The sequence below is a fragment of the Kitasatospora sp. NPDC001547 genome, assembly GCF_042894165.1.
Lineage (GTDB): Bacteria > Actinomycetota > Actinomycetes > Streptomycetales > Streptomycetaceae > Kitasatospora.
Map to the genome: position 1 here is coordinate 211,488 of NZ_JBIAVL010000008.1, position 15,579 is coordinate 227,066.

15 protein-coding genes are annotated in these 15,579 nt (G+C 74.4%); 9 read left to right on the plus strand and 6 right to left on the minus strand.

Annotated elements, in window-relative coordinates; translation table 11 throughout:
- The first annotated feature begins 42 nt into the window (after positions 1-42).
- The 3 genes from ACFY0X_RS17740 to ACFY0X_RS17750 all read left to right on the plus strand — a co-directional run bounded on the left by ACFY0X_RS17740 (position 43) and on the right by ACFY0X_RS17750 (position 3,721).
- Positions 43-1,350 carry an MFS transporter gene (locus ACFY0X_RS17740; RefSeq protein WP_387755427.1) on the plus strand — a complete coding sequence of 436 codons (1,308 nt, stop codon included), beginning with the start codon at positions 43-45 and terminating at the stop codon, positions 1,348-1,350.
- Positions 1,351-1,445: 95 nt separating this feature from the next.
- On the plus strand, positions 1,446-2,351 hold the full coding sequence (locus ACFY0X_RS17745; RefSeq protein WP_387755430.1) for a hypothetical protein: 906 nt from the start codon (positions 1,446-1,448) through the stop codon (positions 2,349-2,351).
- A 257-nt stretch (positions 2,352-2,608) separates the two neighbouring features.
- Positions 2,609-3,721 (plus strand): FAD-dependent oxidoreductase, encoded by a 1,113-nt coding sequence (locus ACFY0X_RS17750; protein ID WP_387755433.1) that lies wholly within the window; start codon positions 2,609-2,611, stop codon positions 3,719-3,721.
- A gap of 96 nt (positions 3,722-3,817) precedes the next feature.
- Here the strand turns inward: ACFY0X_RS17750 and ACFY0X_RS17755 are convergent, their stop codons facing one another.
- Entirely contained in the window at positions 3,818-4,159 is a 342-nt protein-coding gene (locus ACFY0X_RS17755) for a darcynin family protein (RefSeq protein WP_387755436.1), read from the minus strand.
- A gap of 119 nt (positions 4,160-4,278) precedes the next feature.
- Between ACFY0X_RS17755 and ACFY0X_RS17760 the strand changes: the two genes are divergently transcribed.
- A complete protein-coding gene (locus ACFY0X_RS17760; RefSeq protein ID WP_387755439.1) occupies positions 4,279-5,019 on the plus strand; it encodes a TetR/AcrR family transcriptional regulator in 741 nt (246 codons plus the stop codon).
- Positions 5,020-5,052: 33 nt separating this feature from the next.
- Here ACFY0X_RS17760 and ACFY0X_RS17765 read toward each other — a convergent pair whose 3' ends face one another.
- Both ACFY0X_RS17765 and ACFY0X_RS17770 read right to left on the minus strand, forming a co-directional pair.
- Positions 5,053-5,808: a S1 family peptidase gene (locus tag ACFY0X_RS17765; RefSeq protein WP_387755441.1), complete on the minus strand. Its 756-nt coding sequence runs from the start codon at positions 5,806-5,808 to the stop codon at positions 5,053-5,055.
- Between the two features lie 271 nt (positions 5,809-6,079).
- Positions 6,080-6,646 carry a TetR/AcrR family transcriptional regulator gene (locus ACFY0X_RS17770; protein ID WP_387755444.1) on the minus strand — a complete coding sequence of 189 codons (567 nt, stop codon included), beginning with the start codon at positions 6,644-6,646 and terminating at the stop codon, positions 6,080-6,082.
- Positions 6,647-6,764: 118 nt separating this feature from the next.
- Here ACFY0X_RS17770 and ACFY0X_RS17775 point away from each other — a divergent pair, with 118 nt between their 5' ends.
- From ACFY0X_RS17775 to ACFY0X_RS17790, 4 genes are all read left to right on the plus strand, one after another.
- The gene (locus ACFY0X_RS17775) at positions 6,765-7,205 is read left to right on the plus strand and encodes a DoxX family protein (protein WP_387755447.1); all 441 of its coding nucleotides are present in this window, start codon (positions 6,765-6,767) and stop codon (positions 7,203-7,205) included.
- 170 nt (positions 7,206-7,375) lie between these two features.
- Entirely contained in the window at positions 7,376-7,585 is a 210-nt protein-coding gene (locus ACFY0X_RS17780) for a hypothetical protein (protein ID WP_387755450.1), read from the plus strand.
- A 142-nt stretch (positions 7,586-7,727) separates the two neighbouring features.
- Positions 7,728-9,944 (plus strand): glycoside hydrolase domain-containing protein, encoded by a 2,217-nt coding sequence (locus ACFY0X_RS17785; RefSeq protein WP_387755453.1) that lies wholly within the window; start codon positions 7,728-7,730, stop codon positions 9,942-9,944.
- A gap of 471 nt (positions 9,945-10,415) precedes the next feature.
- A complete protein-coding gene (locus tag ACFY0X_RS17790) occupies positions 10,416-13,250 on the plus strand; it encodes a hypothetical protein (RefSeq protein ID WP_387755456.1) in 2,835 nt (944 codons plus the stop codon).
- Positions 13,251-13,358: 108 nt separating this feature from the next.
- Here the strand turns inward: ACFY0X_RS17790 and ACFY0X_RS17795 are convergent, their stop codons facing one another.
- The 3 genes from ACFY0X_RS17795 to ACFY0X_RS17805 form a co-directional block, all read right to left on the minus strand.
- Entirely contained in the window at positions 13,359-13,646 is a 288-nt protein-coding gene (locus tag ACFY0X_RS17795) for a hypothetical protein (RefSeq protein WP_387755459.1), read from the minus strand.
- Positions 13,647-14,043: 397 nt separating this feature from the next.
- Positions 14,044-14,439, minus strand: a complete 396-nt coding sequence (locus ACFY0X_RS17800) for a hypothetical protein (protein WP_387755462.1) — start codon at positions 14,437-14,439, stop codon at positions 14,044-14,046.
- A 154-nt stretch (positions 14,440-14,593) separates the two neighbouring features.
- Complete coding sequence (locus tag ACFY0X_RS17805; RefSeq protein ID WP_387755465.1) at positions 14,594-14,821, minus strand: hypothetical protein; 228 nt, start codon at positions 14,819-14,821, stop codon at positions 14,594-14,596.
- 503 nt (positions 14,822-15,324) lie between these two features.
- Between ACFY0X_RS17805 and ACFY0X_RS17810 the strand changes: the two genes are divergently transcribed.
- Positions 15,325-15,528, plus strand: a complete 204-nt coding sequence (locus ACFY0X_RS17810) for a cold-shock protein (protein WP_030303996.1) — start codon at positions 15,325-15,327, stop codon at positions 15,526-15,528.
- Positions 15,529-15,579 lie beyond the last annotated feature (51 nt).

Genomic DNA, 15,579 nt, shown 5'->3' on the forward strand with positions numbered 1-15,579 from the left:
GGTCGTGTCGTCCTGCCGCGCCCGTCCGAGCGGGGGTCCCTCATGCTGTCCGTGCTGCGCAACCGCACCTACCTGCACCTGTTCGCCGCCCAGACCGTCGCCCTGGTGGGCACCGGCCTCGCCACGGTGGCGCTCGGCCTCCTCGCGTACGACCTCGCCGGAGCGGACGCCGGATCGGTGCTCGGCACCGCGCTGGCGATCAAGATGCTCGCGTACGTCGGCATCGCGCCGGTGGTCACCGCGCTGGCCCACCGCATCCCGCGCCGGCGCCTGATGGCCGCCTCCGACCTCATCCGGGCCGCCGTCGCCCTCACCCTGCCCTTCGTGACCGAGGTGTGGCAGGTCTACGTCCTGATCTTCGTCCTGCAGTGCGCCTCGGCGGCCTTCACCCCGGCCTTCCAGTCGGTGATCCCCGAGGTGCTGCCGGGGGAGCGGGCGTACACCCGCGCCCTGTCGCTGTCCCGGCTCGCCTACGACACCGAGAGCCTGGTCAGCCCGGCGCTCGCGGCCGCCCTGCTCGCCCTGATCAGCTACAACTGGCTGTTCTGGGGCACCGCCGCCGGGTTCCTCGCCTCCGCCGCCCTGGTGCTCTCCGCCGTCCTGCCCAAACCGGTCCGGCCGGAGCGGGTGGAGGCGGGCGGGGGCGTGCTCGCCAGGTCCGTCCGCGGCACCCGGCTGTTCCTCGCCGTGCCCCGGCTGCGCGCGATGCTCGCCCTGGACCTCGCGGCGGCCGCCGGCAGTGCCATGGTGATCGTCAACACCGTCGTCTACGTCCGCGGCCAGCTCGGCCGGCCCGCCACCGACGTCCCGGTCGCGCTCGGCGCCTACGGGGCCGGGTCGATGGCCGTGGCCCTGCTGCTGCCCCGGGTGCTCGACCGGCTGCCGGACCGGATCGTGATGATCCCGGCGGCCTTCGGGATCGTCGGTCTGTTCGCCCTGCTCGCCGCGCTCACGGCCGCCGGGCCGGGCGCCTGGCACTGGCCCGTCCTGCTCGCCGTCTGGGCCGCCTTCGGCGCGGTCGGCTCGCTGATCCTCACCCCGACCGGCCGCGTGCTGCGCGACTCGGTGGCCAGGGAGGACCTCCCGGCGGTCTTCGCCGCCCAGTTCTCGCTCTCCCACGGGTGCTGGCTGCTCACCTACCCGCTGGCCGGCTGGCTCGGGGCGGCCCTCGGCCTCACCGCGGCCTCCGCCGCGCTCGGCACCCTCGCCCTGGCCTCCGGCCTCCTGGCCGCCCGCGCCTGGCGCGGGGTGCCCGGGCGGGCGGCACCGGTCCCGGCGCCGGCCCCGGTGGAGAACGCGGTGGACGGCGCGATGGAGGGTACGGAGCGGGACGCCGCGCTGCCCGGCTGACCGCCCCGGCGGCCGTACGGGTGGCCGGATCGGCACCCTTCCCAACCGGCGGACAGCGCGTTATGGATGTTCCATCGGAATGAGGAGGTGTCCTGATGAGCGCGGCCGGCGACGAGCACACCCCGGGTACGCCGATGCGGATGACCCGGTTCGACGACCTCTACGGCCGACCGGACCCCCGGTCGTACTTCGGCGTCCTGGGAGCGCTGGAGTACCAGATACCCCATCACGCCCAGAGCGTCTTCCGCGGCCTGCTGCCCCTGGCGGGCCTGCCCGGACCTCCCGGGCGCCCGGCGGGCCGCCAGGACCACGAGCCGGGGGCCACGGTCCTGGACGTCTGCTGCTCGTACGGCATCAACGCGGCCCTGCTCAACCACCGGGTCACGCTGGAGGAGCTCTACGACCGCTACACCTCGCCGCGGATCGTCCGGCTGACGACCGACGAACTGATCGAGTCGGACCGGAAGTTCTTCGCAGAGCGCCGTCGACCGGACGCCGTGCCCGTCATCGGCCTCGACATCTCCGCGCCGGCCGTCGCCTACGGCCTCGCCGCCGGCCTGCTCGACGCGGGGTTCGTCGAGAACCTGGAGACGGACGCGCCGAGCCCGGAGTTGTACCGGGCCACCCGCGGCACCCGGCTGATCACCCTGACCGGCGGGGCGAGCTTCCTGTCCGCCCGCACCTTCCGCCCGCTGCTGGAAGGCCGGCGGGAACCGCCTTGGGTGGCCGCCTTCGTGCTGCGTACGGTCTCCTACCGGGACATCGCCGACGGGCTGGCCCCGCTGGGCCTGACCACGGAGCGGGACACCTCCCGCACCTACCCGCAGCGGCGCTTCACCGACGCCGACGAACAGCGCTACGCCGTCGCCGCGGTGGCCGCGGCCGGCGACGATCCCCGCGGCAAGGAGACCGACGGCCTCTTCCACACCGCCCTGCACCTGACCCGGCCCGCCGCGCAGGCGACCGCCCGTCCGCTGCCGGCCCTGCTGCTCGACCGGTGAAGCCGCCCGGTGATCCGCGCGGTGGCCTGGTCCGGGGTCCGTCGTCCGGCACGGTCGCGTCGCGCTGTCGCCCTGGTGGCCGGGCTATAGTCACGAGGTCGCGAAAACCGATGTTCCGCGGACCACCCGCCGGACATCGCTCGTACATCGATGCAGATGGTTCTGATCGGTGAGCGTCTCCTCGCCGAGAGCGGGCGTCCCGTCCGCTCCCGGCGCTGACCACCGCCGGCGCGTGCCGGCCAACGGAGGAGCGCAGCATGCGGAAGACCATCGCGATCGTCGGAGCAGGACTGGGCGGGCTGACGCTCGCGCGGGTGCTCCAGGCCCACGGCGTCGCCGCGACGATCTACGAGGGTGAGGCTTCGGCGAAGGCCCGAACGCAGGGCGGCCTGCTCGACATCCAGGTGGAGACCGGACAGGTCGCGCTCCGCGCAGCCGGTCTGTACGACGAGTTCCTCACGCTGGTCCGCCCGGGCGAGGATGCCAAGCGCGTGGTGGACCGCCACGGCACGATCCTGCTCGACCTGCCCGCGGACCCCGGTTCGGCCCGTCCGGAGGTGGATCGGGGCGAACTGCGGCGCCTGCTCATCGACTCGCTGGCGCCCGGGACGATCAGGTGGGGTCACAAGCTCGCCTCGATCCGGCCCGGGGTGGGCGGCGGTTACGACCTCACCTTCGCGCAGGGTTCCGCCGTGAGCGCCGACCTCGTCATCGGCGCGGACGGTGCCTGGTCGAAGGTGCGTCCGCTGCTCACCCCCGCCGAGCCCGTCTACAGCGGAACCTGCTTCATCGAGATCGCCCTCGCCCGGGGCGGCCGGGCGAGCGTGGCCGAGACCGGCAGTGGCACGCTGATGGCCGTCGCGCCGGGCAGGGGCATCATCGCGCATCGCCACGCCGACGGGCGCGTGCGCGGATACGTGGCGCTGAACAAGCCCGAGGAGTGGATGAGGTCGATCGACTTCGGCGACCCGTCCGCCGGCCTCCGTCGACTCGCGGACCAGTTCGACGGCTGGTCGCCGCTGCTCACCGCCTTCGTGACGCAGAGCGACACGGAACCGTGGCTCCGACCCGTCTACGCCCTGCCCGTCGGGCTCACCTGGGACAGGGTGCCCGGTGTGACGCTCGTCGGCGACGCCGCGCATCTGATGTCGCCCTTCGCCGGCGAGGGTGCGAACCTCGCCATGTACGACGGCGCGGACCTGGCGGGCGAGTTGGTCGGGCAGCCCGACACCGAGGTCGCGCTCGCCGCCTACGAGGAGCGGCTGTTCGTGCGCGGCGGCGACGCCGCCCGTCGCTCGGAGCGGAACCTGGAGGTCTTCTTCGGCCCGGAGGCACCGCGGAGCGTGGTCACCCTGTTCGATCGTTCCTGACACCCCGGTCCGGCTCCCGCGGGTCGGCGCCCGCGGGAGCCGCGACCGGCCGCCGGCCGTGTCGCGGACGGCCCGCGGGCGCGGCGGCGTCCGTGATCATGCGGCCTGCTCCGTCAGGGCGCGACGCTCGAAGTGCTGGTAGCCGTCCTCGATGCCCAGCACGACGTCCTTGAACTCGAGGTAGCCCTGGTGGATCAGCGGGGTGTCCCGCAGCTCCTCGACGAGGTGGTAGTAGGCCGTCAGGTCCTCGGTCTCCAGCAGGGCGAAGTCGGTGAAGCGGGTCTGGAAGGCCTCCGCGTCGAAGAAGCGCGTCCGTACCCGGTCCGCGTACTTCGCGACCAGCGGGGCGAGGTGGGTCTCGCGCAGGTGGTTGCGCTCGGGCCGGGACAGCGCCAGCCACCGGGTGGTGAACGAGTAGCCGAGAACGATCATGTACATCGGACGAATCCCCCTGAGGTCGCGACGGGGTGGCGGCCGGGCCGGCCGCGCCACCGTCGAAGTGCTGACGGTGTAAGCTAAAGCTGACATCGTTAACAAAGTCAAGCCGGGGAGACCGGATGCCCGAGAAGCCGCCCACCCGACGCGAGCGCCAGCGCGAGCGGACCGCCGCCGAGATCGTCGCCGCGGCGCGCACCCTCCTCGCCGAGGAGGGCCCCACGGCGCTCACCCTGCGCGCCACCGCCCGGGCGGTCGGCATGACCGCCCCCGGCGTCTGCCGCTACTTCCCCGACCACCGCGCCCTGGTCCAGGCCGTCGTCGCCGACCTCTACCTCGACCTCGCCGCCGGGCTGGAAGCCGCCCGCGACCACCGCCCCGACGCCCCGACCCCGGAACGCCTCGCCGACGCCGCCCGCGCGCTGCGCCACTGGGCGCTCGCCCACCGCGCCGAGTTCACCCTGATCTTCGGCAAGCCGGTCCCCGATGCCGGCACCGCGCCCGCGGACCCCGCCCACGACGCCGGCTGGCGCTTCGGCCAGGTCTTCCTCGGCCTGATGGTCCGGCTGTGGCGCGAGGGCGTCATCCGCCCGACGGCCGGCCCGGACCCGGCCCCGTCGTGGTGGGCCCAGTTCGACGACCTGCGCGAACACCTCGCCGAGCCCGTCCCGCTACCGGTGCTGGCCGCCTTCGTCCAGGCGTGGACCCGGATCTACGGCCTCGTCGCGCTGGAGGCCTTCGGCCACCTCGACTTCACCCTCGCCGACCCCGAGCCCTTCTTCGAACAGACCCTCCGCGACACCCTAGGCGCGCTCTGCGCTTCCCCGGCCGGACCCGCCGAGCGCGCCGGAGGCCGCCCCTGACGGCGGGCGGCCGCAGGCACGGGGAGGCCCTGGTCAGGACAGCAGCTCCGCGGGGACGTCGGTGGCCCGGGTGAACACCGAGACCGGGTGCTGGGTGTCGCAGTACTTGTTGCCGGTGGAGACCACGCCGATCACCACGCCGCCGACCAGCAGCGGGCCACCCGAGTCCCCCTTGCAGACGCTGTCCGTCGTGCCGGCCCGGGGGAGGCCGCAGACCTTGAGCAGGGGCGAGTCGTCGGGCCAGGTGAACGGGTCGCAGGAGGCCGGCGGGGCCAGCGTCAGCACGGCCTGCTTGAGGTGGGTGCCCGGGCCGTCCGAGCCGGTGCGTCCGAACCCCAACAGCGTGGCCGTGCGGCCGTACCGGTAGAGCGCCGCGTCCCGCTGCCCCGCCACCCGGACCGGCCGCTGCGGCAGCGGCCGGTCCAGGGTGAGGACGGCGGAGTCGTGCTCCAAGCCGGCGGTGTACCGCGGGTCCAACCGGTAGTCCTTCACCCGGCGGACCTGGCCGCCGGAGCCGGTCAGGTCGGTCCGCCCGGTGATGACCCGCAGGGAGCGCGGGTCGGCCGCCTCGGCGACGCAGTGGCCCGCGGTGAGCACCTTGGTCGGCGCGATCAGCGCGCCCGTGCACCACTGCTCGCCGGAGGCGGTCTCCAGGGCCACGACGAAGGGGTGGGACCTGGTCGTGGTGTCCGACCCGCCGTGGACGGCGGCGGCCGGGCCGGCCGCCGCGGCGAGCAGTCCGACCGAGGCCGCGAGGACGGCGAGCGGGCGCCGGTTCGAGGTGCGCATACGAGGGCTTCCTTCTGGGATCGGTGGGGAGGCGGCGAGCCTGCCGCCGGACCGCAGACTGCCCCGGCATCCGTCCCGCCCGCCAGCGCCGCCGGGTGATCCGGGACGTTGGAACGACGAAATGGGCCCTGACCTGCGCGTTCGCCGCTTCCTGGAACGCCGCTGCGGGACGGGGGGCCGCCCGGAACGGGGCTGATGACGGCGGTGGGAAGCCGAGGCGAGGGACCCGGTCGTGAGCGCACCGGCAGGAGTCGGTCAGGCCGCCGACCTCCTACTCCGCGCCCCGGAACATCACCCGCAGCACCTCCCGGGCCAGTTCCTCCACCTCTCCGCCGTCCCGGCTCTCCGGCAGCGCGCCGTTCAGCCACAGGCTCGCGAAGCCGTGCGCGACCGACCACGCGGCGATCGTCGTCGCCCGGTCGGTCCCCTTCCCGCGTGACAGTTTCCGGCCGCTCGCCGCCAGCACCGCCCCCGCCCGGTCCCGGGCCGCGGCCATCTCCGGGTCGTCCGCCCGGTAGAGCTCCGGGCGGAACATCACCTCGAAGTACGCCCGGTGGTCCACTGCGAACCGCACGTACGCCACACCCGAGCCGTACGGATCCCCCGCCGCCCGCTCCAGGGCGTCCGCGAACAGCGCGAAGCCCTCGGCCGCCACCGCCGTCAGCACCCCCGCCTTGTCCCCGAAGTGGTGCGCCGGAGCGGCGTGCGACACCTCCGCCCGGCGCGCCAGCTCCCGCAGGCTCCACCCCGACGGCCCCGACTCCGCGATCGCCTCCAGCGCGGCGTCCAGCACCGCCCTGCGCAGGTTCCCGTGGTGGTAGCTCTCGGCCCTGCCCATGGTTCATCCCTCTCGTCGACGACCCCACGAGCATATCTAGGCATTGACAAGATTGCTTGCCCGCGCGAATCTTGTCAGTGGCAAGATTATCTTTCCAGTGACAAGTTGGAGTGTCCCCATGGCCCCGCTCATCGCCCTCCTCGGCGGCTTCGCCGTCCTCCGCCTGCTCGGACTTGTCGCCGTCGACTCCCTCGACGCCTGGCAGCCGGCCGTCCGCGGTGCCCTCGCCCTGATGTTCCTCACCACCGGCGTGCCGCACTTCCTGCCCGCCTTCCGGCGCGACTTCGTCGCGATGGTCCCGCCGGCCCTGCCCCGCCCTGCGCTGCTGGTCACGCTCACCGGCGTCCTGGAACTGGCCGGCGCCGCCGGGCTGCTCGTCCCGCCGCTCGCCCCCTACGCCGCCGTCGGGCTCGCCCTGCTGATGCTGGCGATGTTCCCCGCCAACGTGTACGCCGCCCGCACCGGCGGCACCCTCGCCGGCAAGCCGGTCACCCCGCTGCCGGCACGCACCGCGCTGCAGGTGCTGTTCGTCGCGGCGGCGGTGGCGGCGGCGCTCTGATCGGGATTCGCGTCTGCGCCGCATCCGCCGAGCAGCGGTGGAGGGAGATCATCCGAATGACTGCGCGCCGTCGTGAGTTGGGGGTCGCGGCAGCCGTTGTGCGACCTTGGCAGTGCGTCACGGGCTGAGAACCCTGGCGCCGTACTCCGGGGAAGCGCGAGGGGCGCGGCATGCCATGGGTTCACGAGAGCGGGCGCCAGCAGGGCTTCCCGGCTGCGGTGCTGGCGGATGGCAGTGACCCGGCGCCGTTGCCGGACGGGCGCACCACCTGGTGGCTCTACAACGGTGCGGACGGTCCTCGGGTGGCCGAGGTGCGCAGTGGGTGCCACTGCGGCTGGCGGGATGAGCGGGTGCAGGGACCGTCCCGCAGCGACCGTTGACGATGGGTCAGGCTGTTCGGCCGGGGGTGGTGGGGCCCGTGGCGGCCCCCGTCGGCGGCGTGGATATCGTGACCGACGCCGCGCGCCGACTCCTCGGCGCGCGGCCTTCGTCACGTCAGGAGAGATCTGGGTGAAGTCCCCAATGACAGCGCTCCGGAGCGCCGCGGCCGTCGCGGTGGCCGTGCTCGTGGCGGCGCCCGCCGCCGCAGGCTCCGCCGTAGCAGCTCCCGCCGGTGGTCAGGACATCAAGGCGGTGACGTACCAGGGCCGCGTGTTCCGGGTGCCCGCGGCCTGGCCGGTGGTGGACCTGGCCGCGGACCCGCAGGCCTGCGTCCGCTTCGACCAGCACGCGGTGTACCTCGGCCACCCGGGCGAACAGCAGGTCTGCCCGCCGCGGTTGATCGGCCGTACCGAGGCACTGCTGGTCGAGCCCGCCGCGGGCGCCGTACCGGACCGGGAGGGCTCCAACCCCGTCGCGCGGACGATACGGGCGAACGACGGCGTCGTCGCCGTGACCGGGACGTACGAGACGGACCAGCCGCTGGTGCGGCGGACCGTCACCGGCGCCGGGCTCACCCCCGCGCCGGCGCACCGTCCGGAGCCGGCACCCGCCGGATCCCCGGCGGCCCCCGCCCCGCGGTCCACGACCGCCGGAACCGCCGCCGCGGCCGCGCCGTCCGGCCAGGCCGTGACCGCACCGGCCGCACCGGCCGCACCGGCCGCGCCCTCGGCGGTGGCGTCGATACCCGCGTCGGCGACGAACTACACCGGCAAGGGGTTCGACGCCTGCACCGCGCCCTCCGCCGCCGCGATGAACGCGTGGATGACCTCCTCCCCGTACCGGGCGGTCGGCATCTACATCGGCGGCGCCAAGCGGGCCTGCGCCCAGCCGAACCTGACGGCCTCGTGGGTCCAGCAGCAGCAGGCCGCGGGCTGGGCCTTCATGCCGCTGTACGTCGGCGTGCAGGCCCCGAAGATCGTCTACCCCGCCACGGAGGGCGCCAACGCCGCCGACGACGCGGTGAGCCAGGCCCAGGCCCTCGGCTTCGGCCCCGGCACGATCCTCTACTACGACATGGAGGCGTACACCACCCCGCAGTACTCGGCCGCGGCCCTCGGCTTCCTCACCGCCTGGACCAACGAACTGCACGCCTGGGGCTACAACTCCGGCGTCTACAGCAGTTCTTCCTCCGGCATCAAGGACCTGGTCGCCAACGCCGGCAACAGCGCCTACACCATGCCCGACGCCGTCTTCAGCGCCAACTGGAACGGCAGGGAGGACACCGAGGATCCGGCGATACCCGCCGGCTACTGGTCCAACCACCAGCGTGCCCACCAGTACGCCTCGCCGCAGAACCCGGAGACCTGGGGCGGCTACTCGATCGGGATCGACCAGGACTACCTCGACATCCAGCTGACCGCCGCCCCGCCGTCCCAGACCTCCGCGTTCTTCCTCGGCGTGCGCCAGAGCTCGGGCGCCTGGCCCGGCTTCAGCCCGCTGACGGGCGGAGCGGGCGTGTTCCGCGGCTCGGAGGCCGCGATCGCCGGCCTGCCGGGCGGCTCCTCGCAGGAGCTGGGCATCGGCTTGGATGGCCGGCTGTACCACGGCGTCCGCGCCGCGGGCGGCAGTTGGAGCGGCTTCGCCGCGCTGCCCGACGACGGCACGCCGGCGTCGCGGCCCAGCCGGGTCGGCATCGCGGGCCTGCCGGACGGCTCCTCCCAGGTGCTGGCCGTCGGCGCCGACGGCAACGTCTACCACCGCACCCGCTTCGCCGACGGCAGCTGGTCCGGCTACGGCGCGCTCCCCGGCGTCGGCACCCCGACCATGGGGGCCGCGGACGTCGCCATCGCCGGTATGCCCGACGGCTCCGCCCAGGTCCTCGCGATCGGCAACGACGGCAACGTCTACCACGAGACCCGCTTCTCCGACGGCAGTTGGAGCGGCTTCGCCCCGCTGCCCGGGGTGAACAGCCCGCGGATGGCGGGCCGGCGGGTGGCCATCGCCGGTCTGCCGGGCGGCTCCTCGCAGGTCCTGGTGATCGGCGGCGACGCGAACGTCTACCACGAGTCCCGCTTCGCCGACGGGAACTGGTCCGGTTTCGCCGCGCTCCCCGGCAACGGCACGCCCACCCTGGCCGCGCGGACGGTCGCCATCGCCGGTCTGCCGGACGGTTCGTCCCAGGTGGCGGTGATCGCCAACGACGGCAACATCCACCACGAGACCCGCTTCTCCAACGGCAGCTGGTCCGGCTTCGCCGCGGTCCAGGGCCCGTACGGCGCGAGCACCTTCCCGGCCCAGCGCGCCGCCATCGCCGGCCTGCCGGACGGCTCCAGCCAGCTCGTGGCCACCCGGAGCTGACCGGGCCGCACTCCACCACCAGGCGCCCCCGCTCCCGGCACTCCCCGGGTGCGGGGGCGCTCCTCGCCGCGGAGTGGAGGCGACCGGAACCGCCGGCGAGCCGGTACGGGCTCGGTGCGCAAACGGATGCGGCGGCTTCCCGGTTCAGCATCCCGGCGGGGGAATTCAGGAAAGCGAGATCCCAGGTCAACGGGGTTGAGTGGAGCCGAAGTTGTGACGTGTGCACGGTATTCCGGGGGCCGCTCCCGGAATACCGGCCGTCGCTCAGGTGATTCGCGCGAATCCCTTCCGTCCGCCGTTCGAATCTGACAGCATCGTCCGCTATCCGGTGATCGAATGCCGGTGATCACTGTGCCGGTGTGCCCGTGCGGTCCGTCCGCGGCCGATGTCCGCCCGGATCGGATCGGCGGCCTTCACCGCAGGGCGCCGCCGTCGGGACGCGGCCGACCGGCCGCGCCACGTGGAGGAGATGTGACCACCCAGGCCGGCACCCGCGTGCCCGCCCCCGAGCCGGCGCCCCCGTCCGGCCCCGCGCGCGCCCACCGCCCCGCGCCCTGGGTCCGCACCCGGCTGCGGGCGAACCCGTCGGCCGCACTGCTCATGGCGGTCCTCGCGTTCGTCACCGTCTTCCTGGCGGCGGCCTTCCCCCGCGTCGCGGACCGGGGCGCGGACGCCGCGCTTCAGGACTTCGTCCGGCAGAAGGGCGTCAACCCGACCAGCCTGCACACCACTTCCAGGACGCGGGACGACGACACCGCCGACGGACTCGACCAGGTGCAGCGGCAGCTCGTCGAGCAGGTCGGCCGGCGGCTGACACTCGCTCCGTCGGGCCAGGCCTTCGGTGCCCGCGCGCTGGGCGAGCACCACATGGCCAATCCGGGGTACGCCCACATCTCGGACAAGGAGCCCTACCCGGCCCTCAGCCTGCTCTACCTGCACGACCTGGCCGCCCGGGCCACCCTCACCGCCGGCACCTGGCCGACCCCCGGCGCCGTCGGCGGTCCGCTGCCGATCGTGGTCAGCGGGAAGGCCGCCGAGACCATCGGCATCAAGCTCGGCGACGTCATCGACAACGGCGTCGAGGGCTCCGGCGCCGCGCGGACCACCGTGGTGGTCGGCCTCTACCAGGTCAACGACCCCCAGGACCCGTTCTGGGACGACCTCGGCTGCCCGGCCCGCGCCTGCCTGAACGCCAGACCCGACCACGAGCACTGGACGACCAGCGGGTTCGTCGCCGGCGACAGCCTGCCCGCGCTGCTCCGCTGGGGCCCCAACGCCGAGAACTTCTGGCGGCTGTCCGTCGACCCCGCCTCGCTGCACGCCGACCGGCTCGACCGCACCCGCGGCGTCATCAGCTCCGTCCTGGCCGGGCAGGACGCCACCGCCCTGATCGACCGGACCAAACGCGCCGACCTGCACACCACCTCGGGCCTGCCCGAGATCCTCACCCGGGCGGACGAGCGCTACCGGGCCTCGCTGCCGCTCAGCGCGATCGGCCCGGCGGGCGTCGCGGGCGTCGCCACCGTGGTGCTGCTGCTGGCCGCCGCGCTCACCGCCGACCGGCGCGCCGCCGAGCTCCGGCTGCTCAAGGCTCGCGGAGGCTCCCGCACCGGGGTGGTGCTACGGCTGACCGCCGAGGGCGCGGTCACCGTCCTGCCCGCCGCCGTGCTCGGCACGGCCCTCGCCCTGGTGCTGCTGCCCACCGCCAGGTGGGACCGCGCGGTGCCGGCGGCCCTGGTCGCGACCCTGATCGCGCTGCTGGCCTTTCCGGTGCGCGCGGCCCGGGAGTGGTCCCGACGGCGGCCGGCCGGCGGCCGACGCCGGCTGGTCGGCGAACTCGCCGTCCTGGCGGTCACCGTCGCGGCCGTGGCGGAGGTCCGGCGCCGCGGCATCGGCCACGGGGCCGGGGTGGACCCGCTGCTGGTCGCCGCCCCGCTCCTGCTCGCCGTCACCGGCGGGCTGGTGCTGGCCCGGGTCGAACCGGTGGCGGTCGGCCGGCTGGCCGCCCTCGCCGGCCGGGGCCGCGGCCTGATCGGCTTCCTCGGCCTCGCCCGGGCCGCCCGCGACGGCTCGGGCCGCCGCAAGCCCGCCGTGCTGCCGCTGCTCGCCCTGCTGATCGCCGTCACCACGACCGGCTTCGGCGCCACCGTGCTCGACAGCGTCGACCACGTGCGGACCCGTGCCGCGCGCATCACCACGGGCGGGGACATCGGCGTCTCCCTGCCGGACTACGCCACCCTGACCGAGTCGTTCACCGAGGCCGCCGCCGCCCTGCCGGGCGTGCGGGCCTCGACCGGGGCCTGGATCGAGACCAGGGCCCGCTTCTTCGGCGCCGACCAGAGCTACACCGAGGCCTACCTGGTGGTGGTGGACGAGCCGACGGCGTACGCCGAGATCGCCCGGGCCCTGGGAGTCGGCGAGTTCGACCCGGCGAAACTGGCCGGGACGTCCGGCGGCCGGGACACCCCGGTGCCCGCCCTGGTCAGCCGCGACCTGGCCGGGCGCCTGGCCGCGGGGCCGGCCGAGGTGCGCACGCCCAACGGCAACGACGTGCACCTCGCCGTCGCCGGCCTCGTCACCGCCACCCCCGCGCTGCCGGACCCGGGCAAACCCTTCGTCGTCGTCCCCGCCGGCCCCACCTGGGAACGACTGCCGGGCACCAGGCGGGCGAACAAGTGGTTCGCCCTCGGCGACGTCGACCCCGACCGGGTCAGGACGGTCCTGCGGGACACCAGCGGGGCCCGGCCGGTCGGACTGGCCAAGCTGATCGCCGACGACGCCACGGCCGTCGGCAAGGACACCCACGGGCTGCCCGCCGGCTACCAGGTGCACAGCAGCCGGGAGACCGCCGCCGCGCTCGGCGACGACCCGCTGCAGCACGCCACCGAGCGGCTGTTCTGGTACGCGGCCGCCGCCGGAGCCGGATTCGCGTTGCTCGCCGTGCTGCTGACGCTGCTGCGGGCCGCGCCGGACCGTACGGCGGTGCTCGCCCGGCTGCGCACCATGGGCCTGCGGCCCCGGCAGGGGCTGGCGCTGATCCTCGCCGAGTCGCTGCCGCAGACCCTGGCGGCGGCCGTCGGCGGCGGCCTGGTCGCGGCCGCGGCGGTCGTCCTGCTGGGCGGCGCCTTCGACCTCTCGGCGCTGGTCGGCGCCACGGTCGGCGAGACCCTGGCCCCGGCGGTGCTGCCGGTGCTGCTGCCCACCGCGGGCCTGGCCCTGCTGGTCGGGCTCGGGGTGGTGGCGGAGACGCTGGTCGCCGGCCGGCGTCAGATCGCCACCGAACTGCGGGCGGGGGAGCAGCCGTGACGGCCCGGCCGGCGGCAGCACGGGCCGGGACCGTACGGGCCGCCCCGATCCGGCCCCGGCACTCCGGCCGGGTGCCGCACCGACCGGTCGGTCGACGGCCGCGGTGGCTCACTGCGCGGTGAGGCGGCGTCCGAGGTCGTCCAGGTAGGAGGTGCCGTAGGCGTCGGCGAGGTCGTCCAGGTCGATCATGGGCGGGATGTCGATCACCGGCTGGCGCTCGACCAGGAAGGCCACCGTCTCGTGGACGATCCTGGTCTCCTCGGCGCCGGTGACCTGCGGCTGGTCGAGGACGCCGTCGGTGACCCGGATCCGGGTCTCCGCCTCGGCGGCGCCCTCGCGTACCCGGACCAGGTGCTCGTGGTCGCCCAGGGGTTCGACCTGGATCTCGATTCCCATGGTGGTCTCCGCCTTCCGTTCCGCGTGGTCCGGGCCGTGCGGCCGCGGCTGTGTGGATGCTAACGCCCGGTCGGCGCGGCGGCGGTGCCCGCTGCTCGCGCGCTCGACCGGCGCGTCGCCGGCCGACCGTACGGATGGACGGGGGACGGCTCGGAGCGGCGGCGCAGCGGCGAGGCGGCCTGACACCGGGCGGGCCGGGCGCCCCTTCCGTGGGGGACCGGTGCCGCACCCCTGGGTACGGACGCGCCGCGCACGTGAAGTGCGCGGCGCGGAGGTCGTCAGCGGGAGTGCAGGAGGCCGGGGTGGCGGCCGGCGTTCGGGCAGGAGCGGCCCTGGGCGCCGTGGGGGCGGGGGTCGAGCGGACCGTCGGCCCGCTCGACCCTTCACGGGCGGTGTGTCACTGGTCGGAGTAGCTGAGGTCTCCCACCGTCCAGCAACTGATGTCGGCGATGGCGATCCGGTACATGCCCCCGGTGTGGGGCAGGCCGTAGCTGCCCTGCAGGATGCGGGCGACGTGCAGGTGCAGGTGGGTCGGCCGTGAGTCGGGCGGCACCGCTTCGTCGCGTGCCGCTCCACCGGCGGCGTTCGCGGGCGCCGCGAACAGTGCGGCGAAGGGCTTCAGGAAGTCCGAGGTGGCGAGGACTTCGGCCACCCTTTCGTTCCACAGGCTCTCCGGTGCCAGCCGGCCGGTGATGACCGCCCCGGGGACGACCACGGTCAGGGGCATCTGGGTGCTGTGCTCGGACTCCACCATCGCGGCGATGTCGACGAGCAGCCCATCAGGGTTCGACATGGACTTGAGGATAGTGCCCGCCGGACGCTGCCCGCACGGACTTCCCCGGGCGGCCTCCGGCCGCCGCCCGACGGCGCCACCGGGCGCGCCACTCACCGGCCGCTCCGCCCGTGCGGCGTGCGCACCACGGGCGGAGGAGCCGGGAGCGTCCGGGTCAGAGCGCGAACATCGCGCTGTACGGCGGGGTGACGCGGGCCTGCTGCGAGCCGAAGTCGACGAGCACGGCGGTGTCGCCGTCCCCCTCGACGCCGATGACCCGGCCCAGGCCGTACCTGTCATGGGTGACCCGGTCGCCGACGGCGAAGTGCTTGAGGGGCGCCTCCGGCGGGGCCTTGAAGGGGCTGTGCGGCAGGGGGCGGCGGACTGCTGCGAAATTTTTCATCCCTGCCAGTATGGGCCGGAAATCGCCGCAGCGGACCCCTTCGACGCACTCGGGTTCGAGCGGGGCCGCAACGCCGCAGGTCCCGGCCGGTACGCCGCTGGACGGCACCGGCGCGCGGCGTGGTCACCCGCGCTGCTCCGGCGGGGTGAGGGTCGGCCGCGCCGGGCCCGACGGGATCCTCCTTCGGGGCCCGCGGCGCCGACCCCGTCGACGCGCCAACCAGCCTGCCGCCAGGCGGCGTTGACGCCCGTGACGGCTCCGGCCGGTGGCCCCGGGGGACGCCTCGTCCGAAACCGGCGCGGAAATATCCGCCCACAACGCGCTCGGGCCTGCTAGAGTCGTTTTAGTTGCAGTAGTGGTTCCCATGAACTTTGTGTGCGCCTGCTGATGTATTTCGCAGGCGCATTTTTTCTTTCCCGGCTCTTCCCGGGTGGGTGCTTCCCGCGGCGACTCGATGCGTGCGCTGTGCACGCGTCGGACAGCCCCTTGAAGGAGATTTCTTAATGGCTAATGGCACCGTGAAGTGGTTCAACTCGGAAAAGGGCTTCGGCTTCATCGAGCAGGACGGTGGCGGCCCCGACGTCTTCGCCCACTACTCGAACATCAACGCCAACGGCTTCCGTGAGCTGCTCGAGGGCCAGAAGGTCGAGTTCGACGTCACCCAGGGCCAGAAGGGCCCGCAGGCCGAGAACATTCGCCCGCTGTAATTCCTGCCACGGCACCCGCCAAGCAGCGAGGGGCCCGCACCGCGCACACAC